Here is a 24,363-nt window from a genome sequence, read left to right on the forward strand (position 1 = left end):
CGGCCGCCGGAGCCTCAGGTCGTGCCCCGTACGCGGGGCCCGGCGTCTCCGAACGGCGTGGCCTCATGCACACCGATGGAGTAGTCGCACTACATGCCGTACACCTCTGATCGTCCCCGCACGTCCGCGTCCCGTTTCGGCGGGAACTCCCGTCGTTCCTCGGGTGGTCGTCCGGGTGGTCCCCGTCGTTCCTCCGGGCGTCCCCGTCCGCAGGCCGGCCCCAGCCCGCTCGAGCAGGCCCTGATCGCCGCCGCCGAGGCCCCGGCCCCGGCCGAGCAGTCGTTCGCCGAGCTCGGCCTGCCCCGTCAGCTCGTCTCGGCCCTCGCCGGTGAGGGCATGGAGAAGCCGTTCGCGATCCAGACCCGGGTCCTGCCCGACGCGCTGGCCAAGCGCGACGTGCTCGGCCGGGCCCAGACCGGTTCCGGCAAGACCCTGGCCTTCGGCATCCCGGTGCTGGCGCGCCTGGCCGCCGAGCCCAAGCAGCGCGTCGCGGCCACCCCGCGCGCCGTCATCCTGGTGCCCACCCGTGAGCTGGCCCGCCAGGTCAACGAGGCGCTGAACCCGCTGGCCCGCCCGCTGGGCCTGCGCGTCACCACGGTCGTCGGTGGCCTGTCGATCTCCCGCCAGATGGACGCCCTGCGTCGTGGCGTGGACGTCGTGGTCGCCACCCCGGGCCGCCTGATCGACCTGATGGACCGCCGCGCGGCCGACCTGTCGCAGATCGAGATCAGCGTTCTCGACGAGGCCGACCACATGGCCGACCTGGGCTTCCTGCCCGCGGTCCGGCGCATCCTCGACGCCACCCCGGCCGACGCGCAGCGCCTGCTGCTGTCGGCCACGCTCGACGGCGGCGTGGACAAGCTGGTCACCGAGTACCTGACCGACCCGGCGTTCCACGCGGTCAAGCCGACCACCGACGCCGCCACCGCGATGGACCACAAGGTCTTCGCGCTCAGCGGCCCGGCCGAGAAGCTGCTGGTCGCCAGCGAGATCGCGGTGCGCCCGGCGCGCACCATCTTCTTCGTGCGCACCAAGCACGGCGCCGACCGGCTGGCCCGCCAGCTGTCCCGGGCCGGGGCCGAGGCCACCGCGATCCACGGCAACCTGAACCAGAACCAGCGGCAGCGGGCGCTCGACGCCTTCGCCGCCGGCTCGCCGCGCGTCCTGGTCGCCACCGACGTGGCCGCCCGGGGCATCCACGTCGACGACGTGGACCTGGTCGTGCACTACGACCTGCCCGGCGACCACAAGGACTACCTGCACCGGTCCGGCCGCACCGCGCGCGCCGGGGCCCGGGGCACCGTGGTCGCGTTCGCCGAGCCGGGCCAGTCCCGCGAGATCAGCCGGCTGCACCGGGACGCCTCGGTCACTGCGACCACCGACTCGGTGCACCCGGGTCACGCCGTGGTCCGTGAGCTGGCCGAGTCCGGCGAGGCCGTCGTGGTGCGGGCTCTGCCGCAGCGCAGCTCCGAGCGCCGGGGCACCGGGGGTGCCGGCGGCGGTCAGCGTCGCCGGTCCGGCGGTGGGGGAGCCGGTTACAGCGGCGGTGGTCACCGTGAGGGTGGCGCCCCGCGTGGTAACGGTGCCGGCCGGGGTCGCCCGGCGGGCAGCCGTCCGGCGCGGGCTCCGCGTCAGCAGGCCCCTTCCAACTGATCCAACCAACTAGAGGACGCCCGACAGCCCTAGTGCTGTCGGGCGTCCTTAGTTTGTGGTTCGGTCTAGGGCGTGTCCTGTGGATCAGCGCCGTAGCGAGGAGGTGCCCGGTGACGGCCTGGGCGTGCCCGGTGGGCGCCCTCGTAGTGGTTCTACGTGGGTGCCCGCCGGGTGCGTCCAGGCTGCCCACCGGGTGCCCCGCAGTAGGCGAGTGGTCCGCAGGACACGACCTAAAGCCCGTAGGCCTCCATGAGCCGCAGCCAGACCTCGCTGATCGTCGGGAAGCTCGGCACGGCGTGCCAGAGGTCCTGCATCTTCACCTCGGCGCTGATCGCGATCGTGGCCGAGTGCAGCAGCTCCGACACTCCCGGCCCGGTGAAGGTGGCCCCGACGATCACCTCGCGGGCGGTGTCGACGATGATCTGACTGGTGCCCTCGATGCCGTCGCCCGAGGTGGTCGCGCCGGACACCCCGCCGGTCGGGTAGCTGATCACCCGGATGTCGAGTCCGCGCTCGCGGGCCTGCTTCTCGGTCAGGCCCACCGCGCAGACCTGCGGGTCGGTGAAGGTCACCCGGGGCACCACGTCCCGGCTGGAACGGTCGCGGGCCTCCTTGCCCAGCAGGATGTCGCCGACCAGACGGGCCTGGTACTTGCCCATGTGGGTGAGCAGCGCCAGGCCGTTCACGTCGCCGACCGCGTACAGCCAGGGCTCGTCGCCCTGGTCCAGGCCGGTGGCGACGAGCTGGTCGTCGACCTCGACCGGCTTGCCCGGCTCCAGGCCGACCGCGTCCAGACCCAGGTCGTCGGTGAACGGCTTGCGCCCGGTGGCGACCAGCAGTTCGTCCGCCGTGATCTCGTCGCCGTTGTCCAGAGTCACCGTGACCGTGCCGTCCTCGGCCCGGGCGACCGCGGTCACCTTGACCCCGGTGCGCACCGAAATACCTTCGGCGGCAAAGGCCTTGGCCACCTCCTCACCGGCGAACGGCTCTTCGCGGGAGAGCAGGTGCGGCCCGCCCTCCAGCACCGTCACCTCGGAGGCGCCGAGCCGGCGCACCGCCTGGGCCATCTCGGCCCCGACGAACCCGCCGCCGATCACCACGAGACGCTCGGGGATCTCCTTCATCTCGGTGACCCCGCGGTTGGTCCACGGGTCGGCCTCGGCCAGCCCGGGGATCGGCGGGACGACCGCCTTGGTGCCGGTGGCCAGCACCACCGCGCGGTTCGCGGTGAGGGTGCGGGTGCCGCCCTCGGAGTCGGTGACGGTGAGCGTGCGCGGACCGGTGAGCCGGGCGTGACCGCGCACCAGGGCGATGCCGCTGTCGTTCAGCCACGGCACCTGGCCGGAGTCGTCCCAGCTCGAGGTCATGTAGTCGCGGCGGGCCAGGGCCGCCTGCACGTCGATGGTGCCGGTGACGGCCGCGTCGGCCCCGGGCACCCGCTTGGCGGCGGCGATCACGTCACCCGGACGGATCAGCGTCTTGCTCGGGATGCAGCCCCAGTAGGAGCACTCCCCACCGACCAGCTCCCGTTCCACGATGGCGGTGCTGAGCCCTCCCGCCACCGTCCGGGCCGCCACGTTCTCACCGGCGGGCCCGGCCCCGATCACGATCACGTCGAACTCGTCGTTCCCGGCCACAGTGCGTCCCCAAATCCGTCGGTCTCCTGGTCGGGAACGACCCTAGGTCCTGTCCCGTGGATCAGTCGCCTACTGCGGGGCACCCGGTGGGCAGCCTGGACGCGCCCGGCGGGCGCCCACGTAGAAACACTACGAGGGCGCCCACCGGGCACGCCCAGGCCGTCACCGGGCACCTCCTCGCTACGGCGCTGATCCACAGGACAGGCCCTGGACCTGCTCACCCGGCCGGGCGGCTGAGGTCCTCGTTCAGCTGGGTGAGCAGCCCGGCGAAGCGGTCGAGGTCGTCCTGGCTCCAGTGCGCCATCTTCACCTTGAAACTGTTGCGCCGGGCCGCGCGGGCCTGGTGCACCAGCGTGGCGCCGTTCTCGGTGAGGGTGAGCCGCTGGGCCCGCCGGTCGTTCTCGTCGACCTCGCGGGTGATCAGGTCGAGCTTCTCCATCAGCTGCAGCTGCCGCGAGACGGTCGGCTTGCCGATCCCGAAGTAGGCCGCCATCTCGGTCATCCGGGCCGAGCCGACGTCGTCCAGCCAGAGCAGCATCGCGTAGGCGCCCGGCTCCAGGTCGGGATGGAACTCCCGGGACATCTGCGCCGAGAAGCCGCGGGCCCGGCGGATGAGCACGGTGAGTTCCTGCTCGATGGTGACGTAGGCGCGGGCCGTCGCATCCGTGCTGGGGCCCAGGTCGGGTTCGGAGGTGGCCGCCGGGTGGTGCTGGGGATCAGCTGCTGACACCCCGCCAGCTTATAAGCGCACTTCGTGGTCGGCCCGGCCCGGCCTCCGGACGGGGGAATTAGTTGCCGCACGCAACCGTTCCGCCTATAGTTGTGTGAGGCAAGCAAATAAACGAGAGGGGCTGCCGTGCCCGTCACCGCCGAGGCCGTCTCCGACCTCTTCCAGCAGCTGCAGTCGCTGGGCCGCTCGATGAAGGCGCTCACCGGCCGCCAGGCCGACCGCATCTCGCTCAGCTCCCTGATGATGCTGAGCCAGGTGCAGAGCCTGGGTGAGGTGCGCTCGTCCGGCCTGGCCGAGCTGCTGGGGGTCGACACCTCGGTGGTCAGCCGTCAGCTCGCGGTCCTGGAGGCAGCCGGCCTGACCGGCCGCCGGCAGGACCCGCAGGACGGCCGGGCCTGGCTGGCCCACGTCACCGAGGCCGGCGCCGAGCGCCTGGCCCAGCTGCGCACCCAGCGCGTGGCCCTGGTCACCGGGGCCCTCCACGACTGGTCCGACGGCGAGGTGCGGCAGTTGTGCGCGCAGCTCGTCCGCCTGGACGAAGCCTTCCAGCACGTCACCAACGAGAGCGATCCCACCGGCGGGGTGGCCCACAGCACTTCGGGAAAGGTCCACGCATGAGTTCCAGCACGGTGAATCCGCCGGCTCAGCACGAACACGCCGAGATGTCGCACCGGCAGATCGTCGAGGCCCTGGTCGGCATCCTCGCCGCCCTGTTCGTCGGCATGGTCAGCTCGACCATCGTCAGCAACGCCCTGCCCACGATCATCGCCGATCTGGACGGTTCGCAGCGCGCCTACACCTGGGTGGTCACCTCCACCCTGCTGGCGATGACCGCCACCGTCCCGATCTGGGGCAAGCTGTCCGACCAGTTCAACAAGAAGCTGCTGCTGCAGCTGTCCATCGTGATCTTCGTGATCGGTTCCTCGGCCGCCGGGGCCTCGCAGAACGTCGGCGAGATGATCGGCTTCCGGGTGATCCAGGGCATCGGCATGGGTGGCATCACCGCCCTGGCTCAGACCGTGATCGGCGCGATGATCCCGCCGCGTCAGCGTGGTCGCTACAACGGCTACCTGGGCTCGGTGATGGCCCTGGCCACGATCAGCGGCCCGCTCATCGGTGGCGTCATCGTCGACAGCAGCCTGGGCTGGCGCTGGTGCTTCTACGTCTGCGTGCCGCTGGCCGTGATCGCCCTCGGCCTGATCCAGAAGACGCTGCACCTGGAGTACCGCCCGCGCAAGGCCTCGATCGACTGGGCCGGCGCCACGCTGATCGCCGGGGCCGTCAGCGCCGTGCTGATCTGGGTCTCCTTCGCCGGTGACGACTTCGCCTGGTTCTCCTGGCAGACCGCCGCCTTCCTGGGTGGCGCCCTGGTCGTCCTGGCCGCCGCCGTGGTGGTCGAGCGCCGCGCCAAGGAGCCGGTGGTCCCCCCGTCGATCATCAGCAAGCGCACCACCCTGCTGGCCGTGATCGCCTCTCTGGCCGTCGGTATCGCGATGTTCGGCGGTTCGGTCTTCCTGGGCCAGTACTTCCAGGTGGCCCGCTCCTACTCGCCCACCGAGGCCGGTCTGCTGACCATGCCGATGATGCTCGGGCTGATGGTCTCCACCACGATCGTCGGCCGGCTGATCGTCTCCACCGGCGCCTACAAGCGCTACATCGTCGGCGGCGTGGCTCTGCTGGTGGTCGGGTTCGGCCTGCTGGCCACCATCGACCACACCACCTCGCTGGTGCTGATCGGCTTCTACATGGTCCTGGTCGGGGCCGGCGTCGGGGCCTCGATGCAGAACCTGGTCCTGGCCGTGCAGAACACCGTGGACTCCACCGAGATCGGCACCGCCAGCGGGGTGATCGCGTTCTTCCGCTCATTGGGTGGTGCGGTCGGGGTGTCCGTCCTGGGGGCGATCCTGGCCAGCCACGTCGGCTCGCTGATCGCCAGTGGCCTGGCCGGTATCGGGGTGGACGCCTCGGCGGCCGCCTCCGGGGGCAGCACGCTCGACGTGAAGAGCCTGCCCGCGCCGGTGGCCGAGGTGGTGCGCGCCGCCTACGGCGACGGCACCGCGCGGATCTTCCTGGTGGCCGCCCTGGTCGGGGTGGTCGGGCTGATCGCCACGTTCTTCATCGAAGAGGTGGCCCTGCGCAAGACGGTCTCGATGACCCCGGCGGCGACCGAGGCCCGGGAAGAGGCCCGGGCCTGATCAGATCCACCGCTTCGCGGCGGGGTCACCGGTTCTCCCGGTGGCCCCGCCGCACGGCTATCCGCGGCCGAGCTGGTCCTCGAGGTTGAAGACCTCTTCGAGCAGCAGGAAACCCTCGTCCGGGGCCCGGCCGTCGAGGCCCACGAAGAACTCGGACATCTCGGCCTGCCAGCGGGTGTTCACCTCGGTGCGGGCCATCGCCTCCTGGGCCGCGGTCAGGTCCTGCGCCTCCACGTAGCCGACCAGCAGGCCGTCCGGGCGGGCGAAGAGGGAGTAGTTGGTCCAGCCGGAATCGGCCAGGGCCCGAAGCATCTCGGGCCACACCGCGGCGTGACGCTCCTTGTACTCGGCCAGTCGCTCGGGGCGGACCTGGAGCAGGAAGCAGTACCGGTTCATGCGAAACACCACTCCGTGTTCGGCGGGATCTGACAGGGTAGGCTTGAAACGATTCAGGTCCGGTGACGCTATGGGCCGCATCGTGGATGCGTCAAGGTTTACTGCTTGTGGACGTCGGTGTCGGCCCGGCGGGCCGGTTCGGCTCGGGCGGGTGGCCGGTGGTGCTGGTCAAAATCGGTCTGAGGCGTTTCAATCTCGGTCTCGGCCCGGATTCGGGGCCGATTCGCGCGGACAAGGGAGTTCGGTGGCCGCTTCGGTCAGTGTGAAGGACGTGGCGGCGGCGGCCGGCGTCTCGGTGGGCACCGTCTCGAACGTGCTCAACCGGCCCGACCGGGTGGGCGCGGCGACCCGCTCACGGGTCGAGTCCGCGATCGAGCGGCTCGGCTTCGTGCGCAACGAGTCGGCGCGGCACCTGCGGGCCGGGGCCAGCCGCACGATCGGCTACCTGGTGCTGGACGCGGCGAACCCGTTCTTCACCGATGTGGCCCGCGGCGTCGAGGAGGCCGCCCGGGACGCCGGGCTGGCGGTCTTCCTGTGCAACAGCGACAACAGCCGCCAGCGTGAGCACGAGTATCTGGAGCTGCTTTTCGAGCAGCGGGTGCGGGGGGTCCTGGTCACCCCGGTCAACCCGGCCGGCGTCGACGCGTCGCTGCCGCCGGGGGTGGGCGTGCCGGTGGTGCTGGTCGACCGCACCGGCGGGGAGAAGTACTGCTCGGTGTCGGTGGACGACGTGTACGGCGGCCGGCTGGCCGGGCAGTACCTGCGCGAGAGCGGCCACGAGCGGATCGCTTTCGTCGGTGGCCCGGAGTCGGTCGGCCAGGTGCAGGACCGGCTCGCCGGGTTCCAGGAGGCGGTCCAGGGGGCCGAGCCGTCGGTCCTTCCCACTGCCGCGCTCACCGTCGCCGAGGGCCGGGCCGCGGGCCAGCGGCTGGCCGGGATGCCCGCGTCGCGTCGCCCCACCGCCGCCTTCTGCGCCAACGACCTGCTGGCCCTGGGGCTGCTGCAGGAGATGACCAGGCTGCGGATCCGGGTGCCGGAAGACCTGGCGATCGTGGGCTACGACGACATCGAGTTCGCCGCCGCGGCCGCCGTGCCGCTCACCTCGGTGCGCCAGCCCCGCCACCAGATCGGTCGCACCGCCGCCGAGCTGCTGGCCGAGGAGACCGAGGCGGCCGAGGGGGCGGGCCGGGTGCACCGGCACCGGCAGGTGGTCTACCTGCCCGAGCTGATTGTCCGGGAATCCACGATTCGCTCCTAGTCCGGCGCGGCCGCCGCGCTGCCCACAGGTGCGATCACGGCAAGTTCCCAGGTCGGGTAACGGGCGATTCCGGATCAATCGTCGTTACAGAATGCGACACGGACGATACCGTGTGCTGCATCGTGACGCGATCCGAGCTGAATCAGGACCGAGGGCTGCGACTGGCGCCCCCGGTTCACGCTGTGCCCGCGCTGGCCCCGATGCCGACGCGGGCGATCGAGGTGCGACCGGGGCTCCACCCCGGCCCGCATCCTCAGCCCGACCCGCTGAACGTGGTGGGTTCCCTGCTGCCGATCCTGCCCGACGCGGTGATCGGCCTCGACCGGTTCGACACGATCACGCACTGGAACGCGGCGGCCGAGCGCACGTACGCGATCAGCGCGGCCGAGGCGGTCGGCTGCCGGCTGAGCGAGCTGGTCGAGACCGTCTACGCCGAAGGCGACCAGGCCGTCGCCCGGCGCCAGGTGCACGTGCAGGGGCGATGGCAGGGGGTGGTCCGGCAGGTCTGCCGGCGTTCCGGCCGGGAGGTCGAGATCTCCTCGACCGTCGCCGCGCTGTACGACCAGAACGGCGGCCCGCGCGGGCTGGTCGCGGTGAACCGCCTGCTCGAGCCCGATCAGACGGACGCCGGTGAGCTCACCCACCGCGCCACCCACGACTCGCTGACCGGCCTGCCCAACCGCACCGTGCTGATGGAGGGGCTGGCCGAGTCGATCGGCCGGCTCGGGCCGGCCTCGCGTCCGCCGGGCCCCAAGGGCCGGCTCGCGGTGCTGTTCTGCGACCTGGACGGTTTCAAGGACATCAACGACGGGCTCGGGCACGCCGTCGGCGACCAGGTGCTGCTGGCCGTGGCCCAGCGGCTGCGCCAGCGGTGCCGGGCGGCCGACCTGGTGGCCCGCTTCGGCGGGGACGAGTTCGTGGTGGTGATGGCGGTGGACGCGGTCGCCGACGCGGTCGCGATGGCCACCCGGATCATCGAGGTGCTCGACACGCCGATCGTGATCGGCGACGCCGAGGTCTCGCCGGGGGTGAGCGTCGGCATCACCGTGGTGGACTCGGCGCCGGCCGGTGACGACCCGGTGGGCAGCGTGCTGCGCGACGCCGACACCGCGATGTACCACGCCAAGGGCCGCGGCCGAGGGCGCTACGAGCTGTTCGACGCCGATCTGCGCGACAACGTGGAGGAGCGGCTGGAGCTGGCCACCGCGATGCGCCGGGCGGTCGGCGACGGCGAGCTGGAGCTGGTCTACCAGAGCCGGCGCACCTGCGGGGCGCGCCGGGTCACCGGGGTCGAGGCGCTGCTGCGCTGGCGGCACCCGGAGCTGGGGGTGCTGGCCCCGGACGTGTTCCTGCCGATCGCCGAGCGCACCGGGCGGATCGTCGAGCTGGGCGAGTGGGTGCTGCGCCAGTCGCTGGCCGACCTGGCCGACCTGGGGCCCGCGGCGGCCGGGCTGACCCTGGCGGTCAACGTCTCGGCCAAGCAGCTGGTCAGCGGGCGCCTGGTGCGCACCGTCGCCCGGGCCCTGGCCGAGTCCGGGGTGGCCCCGCACCGGCTGGTGCTCGAGGTCACCGAGCACGCCTTCTCCGACGACCCGGCGAGCGCCCGGCAGGTGCTGCACGAGCTCAAGGCGCTGGGCGTGGTGATCGCCCTGGACGACTTCGGCACCGGCTGGTCGTCGCTGCAGTACCTGCGCGAGCTGCCGGTCGACGTGCTCAAGGTGGACCGCTCGTTCGTCGCCGACCTGGCCGGTGACCTCACCGCCGGCGCGGTCGTCGCCTCGGTGCTCGGTCTCGGCCACGGGATGGGCCTGCTGGTGGTGGCCGAGGGGGTGGAGGACGCCGAGACCCTCGGCATCCTGCGGGAGATGGGCTGCGACGAGTACCAGGGCTTCATCGACGCCGAGCCCGGCGAGCTGCTGCAGATCCTGTCCCGGTGAATGTCCCGGTGAATGTCCCGACCGGTGTCCTGATCCGGGCCTGATAACTCAACGAACAATGGTCACCGGAACTGTCCGGACAGGCCACAATGGAGCGCATGCCGAGCGCTCCTAGTGTTTCCTCCTCCATCACGGTCCGGCTGGAACTGCCGGCCCGTTCCACCGCGGTCAGCGAGCTGACGCACGCCATCGAGCACGCCGGGGCGATCGTCACGGCGCTCGACGTGACCGCCTCCGGGGTCGACCGTCTGCAGGTCGACGTCACCTGCGCCACCCGCGGCGGCGACCACGTGCCCGAGGTGATCGCCTCGCTGCGCGGGCTGGCCGGGGTCACCATCGGCAAGGTCTCCGACCGCACGTTCCTCATGCACCTGGGGGGCAAGCTGCGGATCGAGTCCAAGGTGCCGATCCGCAACCGCGACGACCTCTCGCTGGTCTACACCCCGGGCGTGGCCCGGGTCTGCCAGGCCATCGCCGAGAACCCGGAGGACGCACGCCGTCTGACCATCAAGCGCAACACCGTCGCGGTGGTCACCGACGGCTCGGCCGTGCTCGGCCTGGGCAACCTCGGGCCGCTCGCGGCGATGCCGGTGATGGAGGGAAAGGCCGCGCTGTTCAAGCGGTTCGCCGACATCGACGCCTTCCCGATCTGCCTGGACACCCAGGACGTGGACGAGATCGTCGAGACGGTGATCCGGATCGCCCCGGTGTTCGCCGGGATCAACCTGGAGGACATCGGCGCCCCGCGCTGCTTCCAGGTGGAGGAGCGGCTGCGGGAGGCCCTGGACATCCCGGTCTTCCACGACGACCAGCACGGCACCGCGATCGTCACCCTGGCCGCCCTGACCAACGCCCTCAAGGTGGTGGGCAAGGACATCTCCCAGGTCAGGATCGTGATGTCCGGCGCCGGGGCGGCCGGTACCGCGATCCTGAAGCTGATGATCGCGGCCGGCGCGTCCGACGTGGTGGTCTGCGACATCGACGGGGTCGTGCACCCGGGCCGTCCCGGCCTGCCGGAGAACCTGCACTGGACCGCCAAGAACACCAACCCGCGGGGCGTCACCGGCTCGCTGAAGGACGCGCTGGCCGGGGCCGACGTCTTCGTCGGGGTCTCCGCCCCGGGCATCCTCACCGGCGCCGACATCGCCACCATGGCCGAGGACGCGGTGGTCTTCGCGATGGCCAACCCGGTGCCCGAGGTCGACCCGGTCGAGGCGTCGCAGCACGCCACCGTGGTCGCCACCGGCCGCAGCGACTTCGCCAACCAGATCAACAACGTCCTGGCGTTCCCCGGGGTCTTCCGCGGTCTGCTCGACGCCCAGTCCAAGACGATCAACACGCCGATGCTGCTGGCCGCCGCCGAGGCCCTCGCCGGGGTGGTGACCGACTCCGAGCGCAACGCCGCCTACATCGTCCCCAGTGTGTTCCACCCGGACGTGAGCGCCGTGGTGGCCAGAGCCGTGCACGACGCCGCGGTGGCCCACCGGGCGTGAGGTCGCTGTGGGCATCCTCACAGGGTTCACCCGGTGTCATGGGTGAGTCTGTCTGCGTCTTGGGCTGCGTGCACCCGTCCCCGACCCTGATGATGTGCATATGCCCATCCAGACGCGTCGGCTGAGCGGCAGCCTCCTCGTCGCCAGCCCGACGCTCGAGGATGAGAACTTCCGCCGGACGGTGATCCTGATGCTCGACCACGGCGACGACGGCGCCCTCGGGCTCGTGGTGAACCGGCCCATGGAGGTGGACGTCTCGTCCGTGCTGCCGGCCTGGCAGCCCTACACGACCGCACCGGGCCGCCTCTTCCAGGGCGGCCCGGTCCAGCTCGACTCGGCGCTCGGGCTGGTCGCGATGCCCGGCCAGGGCGCCGAGCCGGTCGGGGTGCGCCTGCTGATCGGGTCGATCGGCCTGGTCGACCTGGACGCCCCGCCCGAGGTGATCGTGCCCGGCCTGGCCGGCCTGCGGATCTTCGCCGGCTACGCCGGGTGGGCGGCCGGGCAGCTGGAGGGCGAGATCGCCGACGGCGCCTGGTTCGTGGTCGACTCCGAGCCGCGGGACGCGTTCACCGACCGGCCCGAGCGGTTGTGGGGCGAGGTGCTGCGCCGCCAGCGCGGTGAACTGGCCCTGGTGTCCACCTATCCGGACGATCCGACGATGAACTGAGACGCCGGGATCGGGCGTAGACTCGCACGCCATGACCACGCCGTACCCCGAACCCCAGCTGGACCCGATGTCCTCCCCGGAGGGGTCGACCACCGGCCTGCTCGAGCGCGAGCACGTCGAGCAGGAGGTCGAGCCCGGCGACCACGAGCGGTTCGCGCACTACGTGCGCAAGGAGAAGGTGCTGGAGTCGGCGCTCTCCGGTGAGCCGGTGGTGGCCCTGTGCGGGAAGGTCTGGGTGCCCGGGCGCGACCCGAAGAAGTTCCCGGTGTGCCCCATGTGCAAGGAGATCTACGAAGGTCTGCAGCACGGCGGGGGCGACGACGAGGGCGGCAAGTAACCCCTGAAACGTCTTCCTTCGCAGGGCCCCGAGGCCGGGGCGCCGAACCCGGCGCCCGCCTCGCTGGCCCCCTACTGGGCGAGCCTGGCCGGCATCATCACCCTGATCACGCTGATCGCCTTCGAGGCGATCGCGGTGTCCACGGCGATGCCGGTGCTGGCCCGCGACCTGGACGCGGTGCGCGAGTACGGCTTCGCGTTCTCCGCCTTCATCGCCGCGCAGCTGCTCGGGGTCACGTTGTCCGGCGGCTGGTGCGACACCGCAGGCACCCGCTGGCCGGTGGTCACCGGGCTGGTGCTGTTCGGCGCCGGTCAGGTGATCTGTGGTCTGGCCCCGGTCTACCCGGTGCTGCTGGCCGGCCGTGCGCTGGCCGGGGCGGGCGCCGGGCTGCTGGTGGTGGCCCTGTACGTGGTGGTCGCCGACGTCTTCCCGTCCGAGCTGCAGCCCCGCGTCTTCTCGCTGTTCTCGGCCGCCTGGGTGGTGCCCGGGGTGGCCGGCCCGGCGCTGGCCGGCTGGCTGGCCGAGGCGGTGAGCTGGCGCCTGGTGTTCCTGCTGGTGGTTCCGCTGGCGGTGCCGCCGGCCCTGGCCCTGGTGCCCCGGCTGCGCTCCGGTCCCACCCGTGAACCGGGAGACCCGGCCGGGCTGACCCGCTCGCACCTGCGCCGTCGGGCGCTGTGCGGTGTGGCCGTCACCGCCGGGGTGCTCGGTCTGCAGTGGAGTCTGGGCGAGGCGCAGAGCCTGGGGGCGGTGCTGACCGTGCTCGCGGTGGCGGTCGGCCTGGCGCTGGTGGTGGCCGGGTTCCGGCCGCTGGCGCCGCGCGGCACGCTGCGCCTGGGGCGCGGCCTGCCCACGGTGATCGCCCTGCGCGGGCTGTTCGCCGGCATGTTCTTCGGGGCGGAGTCGTTCCTGCCCCTGATGCTGACCAGTCAGCACGGCTTCTCCGCCGCCCATGCGGGGCTGGTGCTCACCGGCGGTGTGGCGGGCTGGACGGTGGGCTCGTACATCCAGGGGCGGCCTTCTATGCGCATACCCCGGCATCTGCTCTTCGTCTCCGGCGCGCTGCTGATCTCCGCAGCGCTGTTCTGCCTCACCCTGCTCATCCGCCCGCCCGCCTCCGGCTGGTTGGTGCTACCCCTGTGGGCCTGCTGCGCCGTAGGCATGGGCCTGGCCATGTCCAGCACCGGCGTGCTCACCCTGCGCTACAGCGAGGCCGGTCAGGAGGGCCGCAACTCCTCTGCGTTGCAGCTGTCCGACGCACTCGGCGCGGCGCTGGGCATCGGGCTGACCGGGGCCGCATTCGCCGCCTGGCACGACCCGGTCGGCGGGGATGCCCGGCTGTTCACCGTGATGTGGGTCTGTAGTGGGGCGTTCGCCCTGCTGGTGGCCCTGGCCGGGTTCCGCGCGAGGCCGGCCTCAGCACCTGTGTGAGGTTCGTCGTGGCCTGCGTCATCGTGCCGGCGGCGCACCGGGACGGCCGGCAGCAGGTAGCCTCGTGAGCCGATGACGAGACCCACCACGAGCCGATCATGGGCCGGCAGCGGCACTCCGCAGGTCCGAAATCCGTCGGGGCACCGGCAGATCCGCAGAACACCAGAGAGGACGGCGGCGTGACCCCCGGCTCCAACCCGGCATCGCTCTTCGACACCGGCCCGGGCCCCTCCAGCCCGGCCCACGCCAGCTCGGCCGCGGCCTCGCAGCTGCCCCCGGCGTTCCCGGCCCGGGCGGCCTGGGGCACCTCGTCCAAGCTGCGCGCCTGGCAGCAGGAGGCGCTGGACAAGTACCTGGCCACCAACCCCCGTGACTTCCTCGCGGTGGCCACCCCGGGCGCCGGTAAGACCACCTTCGCCCTGCGCATCGCCACTGAGCTGCTGCAGCGGCGGGTCGTCCAGCGGGTCACCGTGGTCTGCCCCACCGAGCACCTGAAGCGGCAGTGGGCCGACGCGGCCCAGCGGGTGGGCATTCACCTCGACCCGAACTACAGCAACGCCCAGGGCGCCCACGGCGCCTCGTTCGACGGGGTCGCGGTCACCTACGCCCAGGTCTCGATGAAGCCGTTGCTGCACCGGGCGCGCACCGAGGCCGGCAAGACGCTGGTCATCCTCGACGAGATCCACCACGCCGGTGACTCGCTCACCTGGGGTGACGGGGTCAGCGAGGCGTTCGACCCGGCCACCCGGCGGCTGGCGCTCACCGGTACCCCGTTCCGGTCCGACACCAGCCCGATCCCGTTCGTGGAGTACGAGGAGGACGCGGAGGGCATCCGCCGCTCCCGGGCCGACCACGCCTACGGCTACTCCGACGCGCTGCGCGACGGAGTCGTGCGGCCGGTGATGTTCCTGGCCTACTCGGGGGCCATGCGCTGGCGGACCAGCGCGGGCGACGAGGTGGCCGCGCGCCTGGGCGAGCCGCTGACCAAGGACATGATCGGCCAGGCCTGGCGCACCGCGCTGAACCCGCAGGGCTCGTGGATCCCGTCGGTGCTGGCGGCCGCGGACAAGCGGCTCACCGAGGTGCGCCGCGGGGTGCCCGACGCCGGGGCCATGGTGATCGCCACCGACCAGGAGACGGCCCGCGCCTACGCCGGCACGCTGAAGGAGATCACCGGCGAGTCGCCGACCGTGGTGCTCTCCGACGAGGACGGCGCCTCGGACAAGATCGAGGCGTTCTCGGCCGGGACCTCGCGCTGGATGGTCGCGGTCCGGATGGTCTCCGAAGGCGTCGACGTGCCCCGGCTGGCGGTCGGCGTGTACGCCACGTCGACCAGCACACCCCTGTTCTTCGCGCAGGCCATCGGGCGCTTCGTCCGGGTACGCAAGCGCGGTGAGACGGCGTCGGTGTTCCTGCCCAGCGTTCCCGTGCTGCTCGACCTGGCTGCCCAGATGGAGGTGGAGCGCGACCACGCGCTCGACCGGCCGAAGAAGGAAACCGCCGAGGACGAGTACCCGGAGGAGGATCTGCTCGCCGCAGCCAACCGCGAGGAGAAGGCCTCCGGCGAGCTGGAGAAGACCCCCTTCGAGGCGCTGGAGTCGCAGGCCACCTTCGACCGGGTGCTCTTCGACAAGCAGGAGTTCGGCACCCACGCCGAGGTCGGCAGCCAGGAGGAGGAGGACTTCCTCGGCATCCCCGGCCTGCTCGAGCCCGACCAGGTCACCACGTTGCTGCGGCAGCGGCAGGCCGACCAGCTGGCCCGGAGCAAGAACAAGCCGGCCGCGGCCGCTCCCGAACCGACCGAGGTCACCGGGCACCGGCAGATCACCGCGCTGCGCAAAGAACTGCACAGCCTGGTCGGGGCCTGGTCGCGACGCACCAGCCAGCCGCACGGGGTGGTGCACAGCAACGTCCGCGACGCGTGCGGTGGCCCCGAGGTGGCCAAGGCCAGTGCCGAGCAGCTTCAGGAGCGCATCGACACGCTGCGGCGCTGGTTCGTCGGGCAGAAGTAGGGCCTCACGGCCCGGCCACCACCTGGAACGTGGCCAGGTCCGGGTCCTCGGCGTAGGCGATCCGCCCGCCGTCGGCCCGGACCTGCTGCAGCCCGCTCACGATCTCCGGGGTGATCACCTCGCCCGGGGCCAGCACCGGTATCCCGGGCGGGTAGGGCGCAATCAGCTCCGCGCTGATCCGGCCGATGGCCTGCTGTGCGGAAACCGTTTCGTGCCGGGCGAAGAAGGCCTCGCGCGGGGGCAGGCCGGTCACCGGAACCGTGCGCCAGGCCAGAGCTCCGGAATCCCCTCGTGCGGGCCCGCGTTCGGCCTCGACCGCGGTGATCAGGGCATCGACCAGGGCATTTACTCCGGCGAGATCGTCGGCCACGGTCAGCATCGGGATCAGGGTGTCCCGGTCGGACATCTCCAGCAGAAACCCCTGACTGCGCAGACGCTGGTCCACCCGGCCACCGAGCGCGCCGGTGCCGGGCAGTCGGATCACCAGCTTGGCCGGGTCGAGGCCCGGTCCGTCGAGCACCTCCAGACCCGCTGTGCCCGAGAGTCTTTTGAGGACGTGGGTGCGCAGGTCGCGTAGGTCGCCCAGCAGCCGCTCACCGTGGGTTTCCAGCAGTGCCCGGGCCGCATCGATGCTGGCCAGGATCGCCCCGGACGGACTGGTGGTGTGCCCGGCCTCGAAACCGCGCTCCAGTCGGGAGGGGTCGAGCAGCCCGGTGGTGGTGCGGGCGAGCAACAGCGCGGCCTGGCCCATCGCCGGCAGTGTCTTGTGCGCACTGATCACCAGCGCATCGGCCCCCAGGGCCAAGGCGTGCTCGGGGTAAGCCGGGTGGAAACCGAAGTGCGCCGCCCAGGCTCCGTCCACCACCAGTGGCACGTTCCTGGAGTGTGCAGCGGCAGCCAGCCCCGCCACGTCCCCGGTTGTTCCGACGTATGAAGGGTCGCCGACAAGAACGGCTTTGGCCTGTGGGTGCTCGATCAGCGCGTCAGTAACTGCTTCTGGGGCGATCCGCAACGGAAGCCCCTGCCTCCTGTCGAGTTCCGGATAGACCCACACCGGACGCAGCCCGGCCAGAATGAGCCCGGTCAGCATCGAACGGTGCAGCGTGCGCGACACGATCACCGTGTCGCCCGGTTCGCCCAGCGCCAGGGCGACCGCCTGGTTGGCGTGAGTGGAGCCGCCCACCGAGAACCGGCACCAGTCGACTCCCCACAAGGTCGCCGCCCGGGCCTGGGCCTCGGCCAGCAGGCCGCTACTCAACTGGGGAGACTCCAGGCCGGCGTAGAGCGGCACATCGCCCGCAACGATCGTCCCGGTCAGTTCGGTGCGCTGCTTGTGGCCGGGGATGCTGAAGAAACGGGTGTCGCCCTGCTCGACCTCGGCGGTGATCTTCAGCCAGGCCGCGAACAGAGGTGCGTCGGCGGCCAGGCCGAGCGGGTCGCGGGGGTCAACAGTGCTGGTCACAGCATGATTGTGAGGCCTGTGAGAGTTGGGTGTCGGCGCTGTGTCGGCCTGCGCGCTCCCGCCTGTCCCGCCTCCAAGCACGCGACCGGCCCGTCTGCCGAACGCGCTGCGCGCCGCACCACCCCGGGCCCCAGCGGTCTACGCCTATGCGGCCTTGCGTTCTTGCCCCATGCCCCGCCACTCCTGGTGTTCGAACAAATGTTCGAATAGAATCGGGGCATGTACGCGGGGGCAGCGATTCTGCACGCTGATCTGGACGCGTTCTACGCGTCGGTCGAGCAACTGCTCGACCCCTCGCTGCGCGGCCGCCCGATCGCGGTGGGTGGCAGCGCAGCCGGTGGTGTCGTGCTGGCCGCTTCCTACGAGGCCAAACGCTTCGGCGTCTCCGGCGGGATGCCCGGTCGCCGGGCCCGCGAGCTCTGCCCGCACATCACGTTCGTGCGCGGCCACTTCGACCGTTACCAGCAGTTGGCCGACGGGGTGATGGCGATCCTGAACGACGTCACGCCCGAGCTCGAGCGCATCTCCATCGACGAGGCCTTTCTCGACGTCTCGGGTTCGGTGCACCTGTTCGGCCCACCCGACGTGATCGCCGACCGGTTGCGCCGCCGGGTGTGGCGCGAGATCGGCCTGCCCATCTCGGTCGGCGTCGCCCGCACCAAGCACCTGGCCAAGGTGGCCTCGCAGGTGGCCAAGCCGGACGGGCTGGTCGTGGTGGCTCCCGAGCGGGAGCGCGAGTTCCTCGACCCGCTGCCGGTCGGCCTGATGTGGGGCATCGGCCCGGTCGCGCAGGCCAAGCTGAAGTCCGAGGGCATCCGCACCATCGGCCAGCTGGCCGAGGCCTCACCCGGCTCGGTGCAGCGGCTGCTCGGCCAGGCCGCCGGCCAGAAGCTGAGCGCCCTGGCCCACAACGAGGATGCCCGCCGCGTCACCTCGGCCACCCGCGCCCGGTCGGTGGGCGCGCAGTCGGCCATGGGCCGCAAAGAGGCCACCCCCGAGATGGTCCGGGCGGTGCTCAACCACCTGGCCGAGCGAGTGGCCGTGCGGCTACGGGCGAAACACCGCGCCGGGCGCACGGTCACGGTGCGGGTGCGCTTCCCCGACCTGCGCTCGGTCACCCGCTCGCTCACCCTGAACGAGCCGGTGGCCGCCACCCTCACCCTCACCGAGATCGCCGAGCAACTGGCCTGGCAGGCCCTTCGCGACCAGGCAGCGGGCGAGAAGGAGGAGCGACCGCGCCGCCCCGAAGACCTGCCTCAGGTGCAGATCAGCCTGCTCGCCATCTCGGTGTCCAACCTCGTGGTGCGGCACGTGGTGCAGCAAGAGCTCGCGGTCGCCCCCGACGACCCCCGCCGCGAAGGCACCGAAACGGGCGCGGCGCGGCTGGCCGTAGACACCTCGATGGACGCGGTACGTGCCAAATACGGCCGCAACTCCGTCGGCTACCTGCCCGCCATGTCACGGCGCGGAGTCCCCGACGAGTTCCGCGAACTGGCCGAGAAAGACGTGTAGACGCGCCCGACGGCCCCAATCCACAAGCCCTACGACTCGGCCTCGCACAGCTGCGCTCAGAGCAGCCAGTTCCTGCTCCCCGACGCCACCCGCCGACCCCACCATCAGCAGCGCCGTACGCAGCGTTGCTGGAACCCAAGCATCCAGCGCGTCCGGCGAACCATTAGCGGCACGCCGCAACACATCAGCGTCTGGGGCTCCTGCCTGAAAGGAAGGCAAGGTCCGCCGCCGCCGACCCGCCGCCGCGCCGCCGCCGCGCCGCCGCCGCGCCGCCGCCGACCTGCCGCCGCTGGCCTGCCGCAGACCTGCCGCAGACCTGCCGCAGCTGGCCCGCCGCTGCCGACCTGCTGCCGGCCCGCCGTCGCCGACCTGCCGCCGGCCCGCCGCTGCCAACCCGCCGCTAGCCCGCTGCCTAATAGCACCTCAGTCGGGAGCCTTCGGCCTCCCTACCCTCACCGTGTGTCTGCCCGAATCACGCTGAGCACCCGCAAAGAACAGAGGGAGTTTGTCGAGAGAACCCTTGGACGTCCAAGCATTGTCTCGACAAACTCCCTCCATCCCCTCCAGGGCCACCCCAACTGTCGGGCATCGCTGGTGGGAGCTGTCGCCGCGAGCGGGCGTCGAAGCCAATTGGCCGCCATGACCGCCAGGCCCCTCGCGGTCTGGTCGCAATCCCAGGGTGGGCGAATTCGATGAGGCGTGGAGTGCCCGGGGTTCGTGGGCAGGTCGCCCGCGAAATGGCCCGCCTGGCCTGGCCCTTCGAGCCTGGCCTCTCGATGCGGCCGGGCGCGGAGCTACGCGTGGTGGATGAACGGCACCGTGGTGGCGATCTCGTGAAAGCCCATCCGGGCCAGGATCGGTCGGCTTGTCGGAGCAGCGTCGACCCGGAGGTACCGGAAGCCCCGGTCGATCGCGTAGCGGGCCCGATGGCTCACCAGCGCGCGGAAGATCCCCTTGCGGCGCCACTGCGGCACCGTGCCCCCGCCCCAGATGCTGGCGAAGTCGCTTCCCTCGTGAAAGTTCATGCGTCCGGCCGAGACCGGTTCGTCGCCGGCCATCACCACGAACGCCGCCACCTCGTCCGGAGCCGTCTGCAGCTGGCGCAGCAGGGCGTCGCCCCAGGCCCGGTGGCTGCCGTCGCCGAAGGCCAGGTCGTGCACGGCCACCATCCGGTCCACGCCGGCCGCGTCGGTCACCGGGTCGATCCGCACACCCTCCGGCGGGTCGAACAGGTCCAGCTCGTCGAGCGCGGCGACCATCAGGCTCTCCGGCTCCTCGTCGACGAACCCGGCCGCCCGGAGGCGGGTGGGCAGGTCGGCCGGGGTGTCGTAGGAGTAGTACTTCCACTCCCAGTCCAGGTTCAGCCCGGCCATCCGGCCGATCTGGGCCGCGATCACCTCGTCGGCGTCCTGCTCGTCGAGCCGCGACCAGGTCACGGCCGCCCACTCCGGCTTCACGGTGTTCAGGACGCGCGGGGCCCGTCCGGGCTCGGGGTTCTCGGCCCCCTCGCCCTCACCGGTGCGTCGCAACTGCTCGTCGAAGGCGGCCAGCACCGCATCAATGTTCATCGCCGCACACCTTCGCCCGCCGCAACGCCCGGCGCAACGCAATTTCCGGGCCAAGAAAGCAGCCCGGGCCCCGACGGCGCAGCGCGGGCCCGGCGCTCAGTTCCCCGCAGCCGAAGACGCCGAGGGCGCGTGCGGAAGCGGATGGTGCGAGAGCCCCGTCGTCTCCAGTTCCGTCACCACCGCATCGTGAATGCCCTGGGTGTCGGCGGCTGCGAACACCCCCACGCTCCACACGTCGTCCTCGCGGCTCAGCCGGTAGTCCACGACCTTGCCGTTGCGGTCCACGTAGAAGGTCATGCCGGAGTCCGGCGAGAAGGCGACGATCGGCACCTGGAGCTGGTCGCCGGTGCGCTTGTTCAGGAAGACACCGACCACACCGGTGATCGGGACCAGTGGCGTGGGGGAGTTGGAGAGGGACATGCGGCAGCCTCCGGACTAACGGATGATCCCGTTTCTCGGCGTCCGGCCCCGCCTCCTTGACCGCCCGGCCGAACTCCTCACCCGGCCGGGGCGGCGATCCAGGCCCGCCGGGAGCTGCGCACCGTGAGATCGGCGCGTGTCTCCAGGCGCTCCGGCCCGTGCTCGCTCAGCAAGGCATCCAGCGTGTGCCGGTCCTCGTCCGAGAGCGTCTCGCCCATGCCTTCACGCAATCGGGACAGAGTCACCCGGGCGTAGCGCTGCGCGGCCTCGGAAAGCGGCGCCCGCAGATCGGTCTGGAAGGTCCGCTCTTCCCGCACCTCGAAGCCGTTGGCGGTCAGACGGGCTGTCCAGTCGGAATTGACCGTCGGGTGGTGTTCCTCGCGCTTGCGGTCGGCGACGGCGTTCAGGCGATCTTCCAGACCCGGTGTGCCGAACCCGAAGTCGTGGGGGAGGAAGCGGGGAAACGTCTCGAACTCGACCATGGCGAACAGTCCGCCGGGCGCCAGGGCGGCCCGCAGATCGGCGAGAACCCGGGCCGGATCGGCCATGTGGTGCATCGATGCCGAGGCCCAGGTCAGGTCGAACGGTCCGGCCGGAAGGCGCGAAGAGTCCAGATCGGCCTGATGCGTGACCACCTGGCCGTCCAGGCCGGCTCGCCGGGCCCGCTCGAGAAGGTAGTGCAGCATGTCGGCCGAGGCGTCGAGCGCCGTCACCTGAGCGTCAGTGAAACGGCGCAGCAGGGCGAAGGTTCCGGTGCCGGTGCCGGAACCCAGATCGAGGATCCGGGATGCCCGGTGATCGCCGAGATGTCCGGCGATCCACTTGGTGACCGAACTGAAGGTGTCGGCCAGCACCACTCCGTCCAGATCCAGCATCTCCAGGAAGTAGCCGGGTTCCGAACCTGCATGTGCGCCGTGCTGATGTTCTCCCATAGCGACAACCCTAGGAGCAGGTTGCGGCTGCGGCATACCATCTTGCGTATGAAGCAAGAAGACGCCGTCGACCGGTTGGTCCGCGCCCGCATCCGGGGGCTACGGCTGGCCATGGGGTGGTCGCTCGACGATCTGGCCGCTCGTTGCTACCTGAGCCCGTCGACGCTGAGCCGGATCGAGACCGGGCACCGCCGGATCGGCCTGGACCAGCTCACCGCGATCGCCCAGGCGCTCGGCGCGTCGCTCGACGAGCTGGTCGAGTCGGCCGGTGACGAGGACGTGGTGATCCGGCCCCAGCACGACGAGGAGCGAGGTCGCACGCTCTGGACGCTGAACCGGCAGGACGGGCCGAACGGGTTCACGGTGGCCCGGATCCGGCTCACCCAACCGGCCTCGCGTCGGCCCGATGCCCAGAAGGTGCATCCGGGGCGGGACTGGATGACCGTGCTCTCCGGCACCGTCGAACTGCTGCTGGCGGAGCGGGTGGTGATCGTCGAGACCGGTCAGGCGGCGGCGTTCTCGACGATGGTGCCGCACACCTTCGGGGCGGTGGACGGCCCGGCCGAGATCCTCACCATCCTGGATCACGACGGCCGGCGCACCCACCTGGAGGTGGGGGAGGGGGAGTGACGCTCAGCGGGCCGGCTGCAGGTAGGGGTTCGGCTTGTTCAGCTCGACGACCTCGATGGTGTCGAGGTCACGCAGGGTGCGCTCGACCGCCCGGCGAACCAGGATCGGGACGAAGGTCCGGATCGAGGCGTTGACGTAACGCGCCGTCTCCCGGTCGACCCATCGCTGGATGGTGGCCGCGGCGAAAAGTGGATACTTCACCGACAACTCGGCCACAATGGCCTGGACCTCCGGCTCTGGCATGAGCTCGATCACTTTCTCGATGGCGCGGCGACACGGCCTCGTTGCCGAGCATTAACCCAGTTCTAACACGGCTACCCGCAGACACGCCAAGGGTTCCCCGCAGGTTCGAGGTATTTCACACGGTCACCCTGCGAACACGCCTGCCCCGGCCGGAGATCGGGCCGTCACGAAGCGTTTCTGAAGCGGTCAGCTCAGTCGGCGCACGGCCTCGGCCACCGTCGGATGCTCGAGCATGCTCTCGTGGGTGGCGTCGATGCGCTCCCAGGTCATCCGCGGCAGCACTGACCGCCCGCGTTCGATGGCCGCGTCGGAAAGGAACTCCGGTTTGTCCGGCCCGGCCCCGTTCGCGGCGGCGATCAGGTGCACCGGCATCTCCAGCCCGGCCAGCAGTCCCAGGCGGGTGGGCCGGGTCAGGCAGTCGACCGCGTCGTGGGGCGCCCGCATCGACATCACCGAACGGGCCTTCAGAGCGGCCACGGTGAACAGCGCCCGCACGATCAGCGGGTTCATCAGGAACGAGTCGTCGGGCTTGGGGCCACCGTCGAGCAGCAGCACCCCGCGCACCCGGAAACCGTCGTCGGCCAGGCGGCGCACCACGATCGGGGCCAGGAAGGCGCCCATCGAGTGCCCCACCACCACCAGCTCGCCGGCCGGGGCCCACAGCGAGCGGGCGGCCAGCTCCAGCACCACGTCGGCCAGGCCCTGCATACCTGGGCGCGCGGGAACGCCCCGCGACGGGCCGCGGCCGGGCAGGTTCGGGGCCACCAGGTGCTGCCCGGCCAGGCGCCGCTCCAGGTCGGCCCAGACCTCGGCGGTGCTGCTCATCCCGTGCAGGGCAAGAACCGTAGGCCCCTCACCCGGGCGTTGGTGCACCACCAGCTCCTGGCTCATGCCCCCAAGCTAGCCAGCCTGGCCGTCGGCCGCCCGGTCAGGCGGCGTCCGGTTCGATCAGCCCCTCGGCCTCGAGCGCGGTGATCATCTGCCGGATCGACGGCGGCACCACCACCGGTAGGAAGGCCCGGGCGGTGGCGGCGTCGGCCTCGCTCATCCGGCGTACCGCCGCGGCCAGCGGGGCCACGTCCGTCTCGGCCAGGATCACCGCCATCTCGGCCGCCTCGGCCCCGTTCAGCGCGGCCCGGGTGGCCCCGATCGCGTTCAGCAGACCGAACCCGGACGCGTCGGTGACCAGGCCGGTCACCCCGGAGCTGAGCGCGTACGGCAGGTCCCGGTCGATCAGCACCCGCATCGCGCTCGCGGCCCCCGAGGCGGCCTGCTCCGGCGAGGTCCCCGGCCCGAACGTGGGCAGGCGCAGCGCGACGCTCTCGGCGCCGTCCTCGGCCAGCACGTCGAAGGCCGGCTCCCAGCCCGGTCCGGCCGGGACGCTGAACCAGGCCGGCACCGTGAAGTCGAGCGAGTCGAGCATGATCCGGGCGCGGTCGGCGGCCGAGCCCGCTCCCGCACCGGCGAACGGCAGCTCGACCGCGGTCAGCTCCACCCGGTGGTTGTCCAGCAGCTGGAACCGGGCCCGGCGCAGGCTCTCCAGCAGGGCCGCGTCGTCGCCGTCGGGCGCCGGTCCGGTGGACAGCACCACCGGCAGCCCGGCGTCCGAGGTGTGCAGGGCGTAGATCACCTGCTCGGTGGCCGACACCGGCACCCACAGCGGCCCGACCAGGTCGCCGTACCAGGCCCGGCGGTGGTCGCGGTGCGCCGAGAGCGCGCCGTCCGGGTCGTCCTGCACCACGTCGGCGAGCAGGCCGTCGAGCAACGGCTCCACCACCGGTCCGGTGCCCGGGTGGTCGCTGCCCGGCAGGCCGGGGAGTCCGGAGACGTTGCTCTGCATGCCTTCAAACCTT

General features: G+C 71.6%; 22 protein-coding genes. 12 read left to right on the forward strand and 10 right to left on the reverse strand.

The window, feature by feature from the left end; all coding sequences use genetic code 11:
* Window positions 1-93: 93 nt before the first annotated feature.
* Window positions 94-1,653 carry a DEAD/DEAH box helicase gene (locus tag QSK18_RS31170; RefSeq protein WP_285626551.1) on the forward strand — a complete coding sequence of 520 codons (1,560 nt, stop codon included), beginning with the start codon at window positions 94-96 and terminating at the stop codon, window positions 1,651-1,653.
* A 230-nt stretch (window positions 1,654-1,883) separates the two neighbouring features.
* Here the strand turns inward: QSK18_RS31170 and QSK18_RS31175 are convergent, their stop codons facing one another.
* Together QSK18_RS31175 and QSK18_RS31180 are read right to left on the reverse strand one after the other, a co-directional pair.
* A complete protein-coding gene (locus tag QSK18_RS31175) occupies window positions 1,884-3,290 on the reverse strand; it encodes a dihydrolipoyl dehydrogenase family protein (protein ID WP_285626554.1) in 1,407 nt (468 codons plus the stop codon).
* Window positions 3,291-3,507: 217 nt separating this feature from the next.
* Window positions 3,508-4,020 carry a MarR family winged helix-turn-helix transcriptional regulator gene (locus QSK18_RS31180; RefSeq protein WP_285626557.1) on the reverse strand — a complete coding sequence of 171 codons (513 nt, stop codon included), beginning with the start codon at window positions 4,018-4,020 and terminating at the stop codon, window positions 3,508-3,510.
* A gap of 126 nt (window positions 4,021-4,146) precedes the next feature.
* On the opposite strand from QSK18_RS31180, the gene QSK18_RS31185 reads away from it, so the two are divergent.
* Together QSK18_RS31185 and QSK18_RS31190 are read left to right on the forward strand one after the other, a co-directional pair.
* Window positions 4,147-4,638, forward strand: a complete 492-nt coding sequence (locus QSK18_RS31185) for a MarR family winged helix-turn-helix transcriptional regulator (RefSeq protein WP_232809076.1) — start codon at window positions 4,147-4,149, stop codon at window positions 4,636-4,638.
* Window positions 4,635-6,215, forward strand: coding sequence for an MDR family MFS transporter (locus QSK18_RS31190; protein ID WP_232809075.1), 1,581 nt, complete (start codon window positions 4,635-4,637; stop codon window positions 6,213-6,215). Before QSK18_RS31185 ends, QSK18_RS31190 begins: the two co-directional genes overlap by 4 nt.
* Window positions 6,216-6,272: 57 nt before the next feature.
* On the opposite strand, the gene QSK18_RS31195 is transcribed toward QSK18_RS31190, so the two are convergent.
* A complete protein-coding gene (locus QSK18_RS31195) occupies window positions 6,273-6,611 on the reverse strand; it encodes an L-rhamnose mutarotase (RefSeq protein WP_232809074.1) in 339 nt (112 codons plus the stop codon).
* Window positions 6,612-6,855: 244 nt separating this feature from the next.
* On the opposite strand from QSK18_RS31195, the gene QSK18_RS31200 reads away from it, so the two are divergent.
* From QSK18_RS31200 to QSK18_RS31230, 7 genes are all read left to right on the forward strand, one after another.
* Window positions 6,856-7,869 carry a LacI family DNA-binding transcriptional regulator gene (locus QSK18_RS31200; protein ID WP_232809073.1) on the forward strand — a complete coding sequence of 338 codons (1,014 nt, stop codon included), beginning with the start codon at window positions 6,856-6,858 and terminating at the stop codon, window positions 7,867-7,869.
* Window positions 7,870-7,991: 122 nt separating this feature from the next.
* The gene (locus QSK18_RS31205; protein WP_285626564.1) at window positions 7,992-9,806 is read left to right on the forward strand and encodes a putative bifunctional diguanylate cyclase/phosphodiesterase; all 1,815 of its coding nucleotides are present in this window, start codon (window positions 7,992-7,994) and stop codon (window positions 9,804-9,806) included.
* Between the two features lie 98 nt (window positions 9,807-9,904).
* Window positions 9,905-11,299 (forward strand): NAD-dependent malic enzyme, encoded by a 1,395-nt coding sequence (locus QSK18_RS31210; RefSeq protein WP_232809071.1) that lies wholly within the window; start codon window positions 9,905-9,907, stop codon window positions 11,297-11,299.
* 100 nt (window positions 11,300-11,399) lie between these two features.
* Window positions 11,400-11,966, forward strand: coding sequence for a YqgE/AlgH family protein (locus QSK18_RS31215; protein ID WP_232809070.1), 567 nt, complete (start codon window positions 11,400-11,402; stop codon window positions 11,964-11,966).
* Between the two features lie 31 nt (window positions 11,967-11,997).
* On the forward strand, window positions 11,998-12,303 hold the full coding sequence (locus tag QSK18_RS31220) for a DUF3039 domain-containing protein (RefSeq protein WP_232809069.1): 306 nt from the start codon (window positions 11,998-12,000) through the stop codon (window positions 12,301-12,303).
* Between the two features lie 114 nt (window positions 12,304-12,417).
* Window positions 12,418-13,731, forward strand: a complete 1,314-nt coding sequence (locus tag QSK18_RS31225) for an MFS transporter (RefSeq protein ID WP_285626721.1) — start codon at window positions 12,418-12,420, stop codon at window positions 13,729-13,731.
* Window positions 13,732-14,000: 269 nt separating this feature from the next.
* Window positions 14,001-15,743 carry a DEAD/DEAH box helicase gene (locus QSK18_RS31230; RefSeq protein ID WP_269809646.1) on the forward strand — a complete coding sequence of 581 codons (1,743 nt, stop codon included), beginning with the start codon at window positions 14,001-14,003 and terminating at the stop codon, window positions 15,741-15,743.
* Window positions 15,744-15,747: 4 nt separating this feature from the next.
* Here the strand turns inward: QSK18_RS31230 and QSK18_RS31235 are convergent, their stop codons facing one another.
* Window positions 15,748-17,205 carry an aminotransferase class I/II-fold pyridoxal phosphate-dependent enzyme gene (locus QSK18_RS31235; protein WP_285626571.1) on the reverse strand — a complete coding sequence of 486 codons (1,458 nt, stop codon included), beginning with the start codon at window positions 17,203-17,205 and terminating at the stop codon, window positions 15,748-15,750.
* Between the two features lie 219 nt (window positions 17,206-17,424).
* Here QSK18_RS31235 and dinB point away from each other — a divergent pair, with 219 nt between their 5' ends.
* On the forward strand, window positions 17,425-18,717 hold the full coding sequence (gene dinB, locus QSK18_RS31240; RefSeq protein WP_285626574.1) for a DNA polymerase IV: 1,293 nt from the start codon (window positions 17,425-17,427) through the stop codon (window positions 18,715-18,717).
* Between the two features lie 794 nt (window positions 18,718-19,511).
* Here dinB and QSK18_RS31245 read toward each other — a convergent pair.
* The 3 genes from QSK18_RS31245 to QSK18_RS31255 all read right to left on the reverse strand — a co-directional run bounded on the left by QSK18_RS31245 (window position 19,512) and on the right by QSK18_RS31255 (window position 21,637).
* Window positions 19,512-20,285, reverse strand: a complete 774-nt coding sequence (locus tag QSK18_RS31245) for a GNAT family N-acetyltransferase (protein WP_285626577.1) — start codon at window positions 20,283-20,285, stop codon at window positions 19,512-19,514.
* 96 nt (window positions 20,286-20,381) lie between these two features.
* Window positions 20,382-20,705 carry a hypothetical protein gene (locus tag QSK18_RS31250; RefSeq protein ID WP_232809063.1) on the reverse strand — a complete coding sequence of 108 codons (324 nt, stop codon included), beginning with the start codon at window positions 20,703-20,705 and terminating at the stop codon, window positions 20,382-20,384.
* 77 nt (window positions 20,706-20,782) lie between these two features.
* Window positions 20,783-21,637: a class I SAM-dependent methyltransferase gene (locus QSK18_RS31255; protein WP_285626580.1), complete on the reverse strand. Its 855-nt coding sequence runs from the start codon at window positions 21,635-21,637 to the stop codon at window positions 20,783-20,785.
* 48 nt (window positions 21,638-21,685) lie between these two features.
* Between QSK18_RS31255 and QSK18_RS31260 the strand changes: the two genes are divergently transcribed.
* The gene (locus QSK18_RS31260) at window positions 21,686-22,267 is read left to right on the forward strand and encodes a helix-turn-helix domain-containing protein (protein WP_232809061.1); all 582 of its coding nucleotides are present in this window, start codon (window positions 21,686-21,688) and stop codon (window positions 22,265-22,267) included.
* 3 nt (window positions 22,268-22,270) lie between these two features.
* Here the strand turns inward: QSK18_RS31260 and QSK18_RS31265 are convergent, their stop codons facing one another.
* The 3 genes from QSK18_RS31265 to QSK18_RS31275 all read right to left on the reverse strand — a co-directional run bounded on the left by QSK18_RS31265 (window position 22,271) and on the right by QSK18_RS31275 (window position 24,350).
* Window positions 22,271-22,510 (reverse strand): three-helix bundle dimerization domain-containing protein, encoded by a 240-nt coding sequence (locus QSK18_RS31265; protein WP_232809060.1) that lies wholly within the window; start codon window positions 22,508-22,510, stop codon window positions 22,271-22,273.
* Between the two features lie 186 nt (window positions 22,511-22,696).
* Window positions 22,697-23,401 carry an alpha/beta fold hydrolase gene (locus tag QSK18_RS31270; protein ID WP_285626585.1) on the reverse strand — a complete coding sequence of 235 codons (705 nt, stop codon included), beginning with the start codon at window positions 23,399-23,401 and terminating at the stop codon, window positions 22,697-22,699.
* A 37-nt stretch (window positions 23,402-23,438) separates the two neighbouring features.
* Entirely contained in the window at window positions 23,439-24,350 is a 912-nt protein-coding gene (locus tag QSK18_RS31275) for a hypothetical protein (protein ID WP_232809058.1), read from the reverse strand.
* Window positions 24,351-24,363 lie beyond the last annotated feature (13 nt).

The organism is Kineosporia sp. NBRC 101677 (genome assembly GCF_030269265.1).
Lineage (GTDB): Bacteria > Actinomycetota > Actinomycetes > Actinomycetales > Kineosporiaceae > Kineosporia > Kineosporia rhizophila.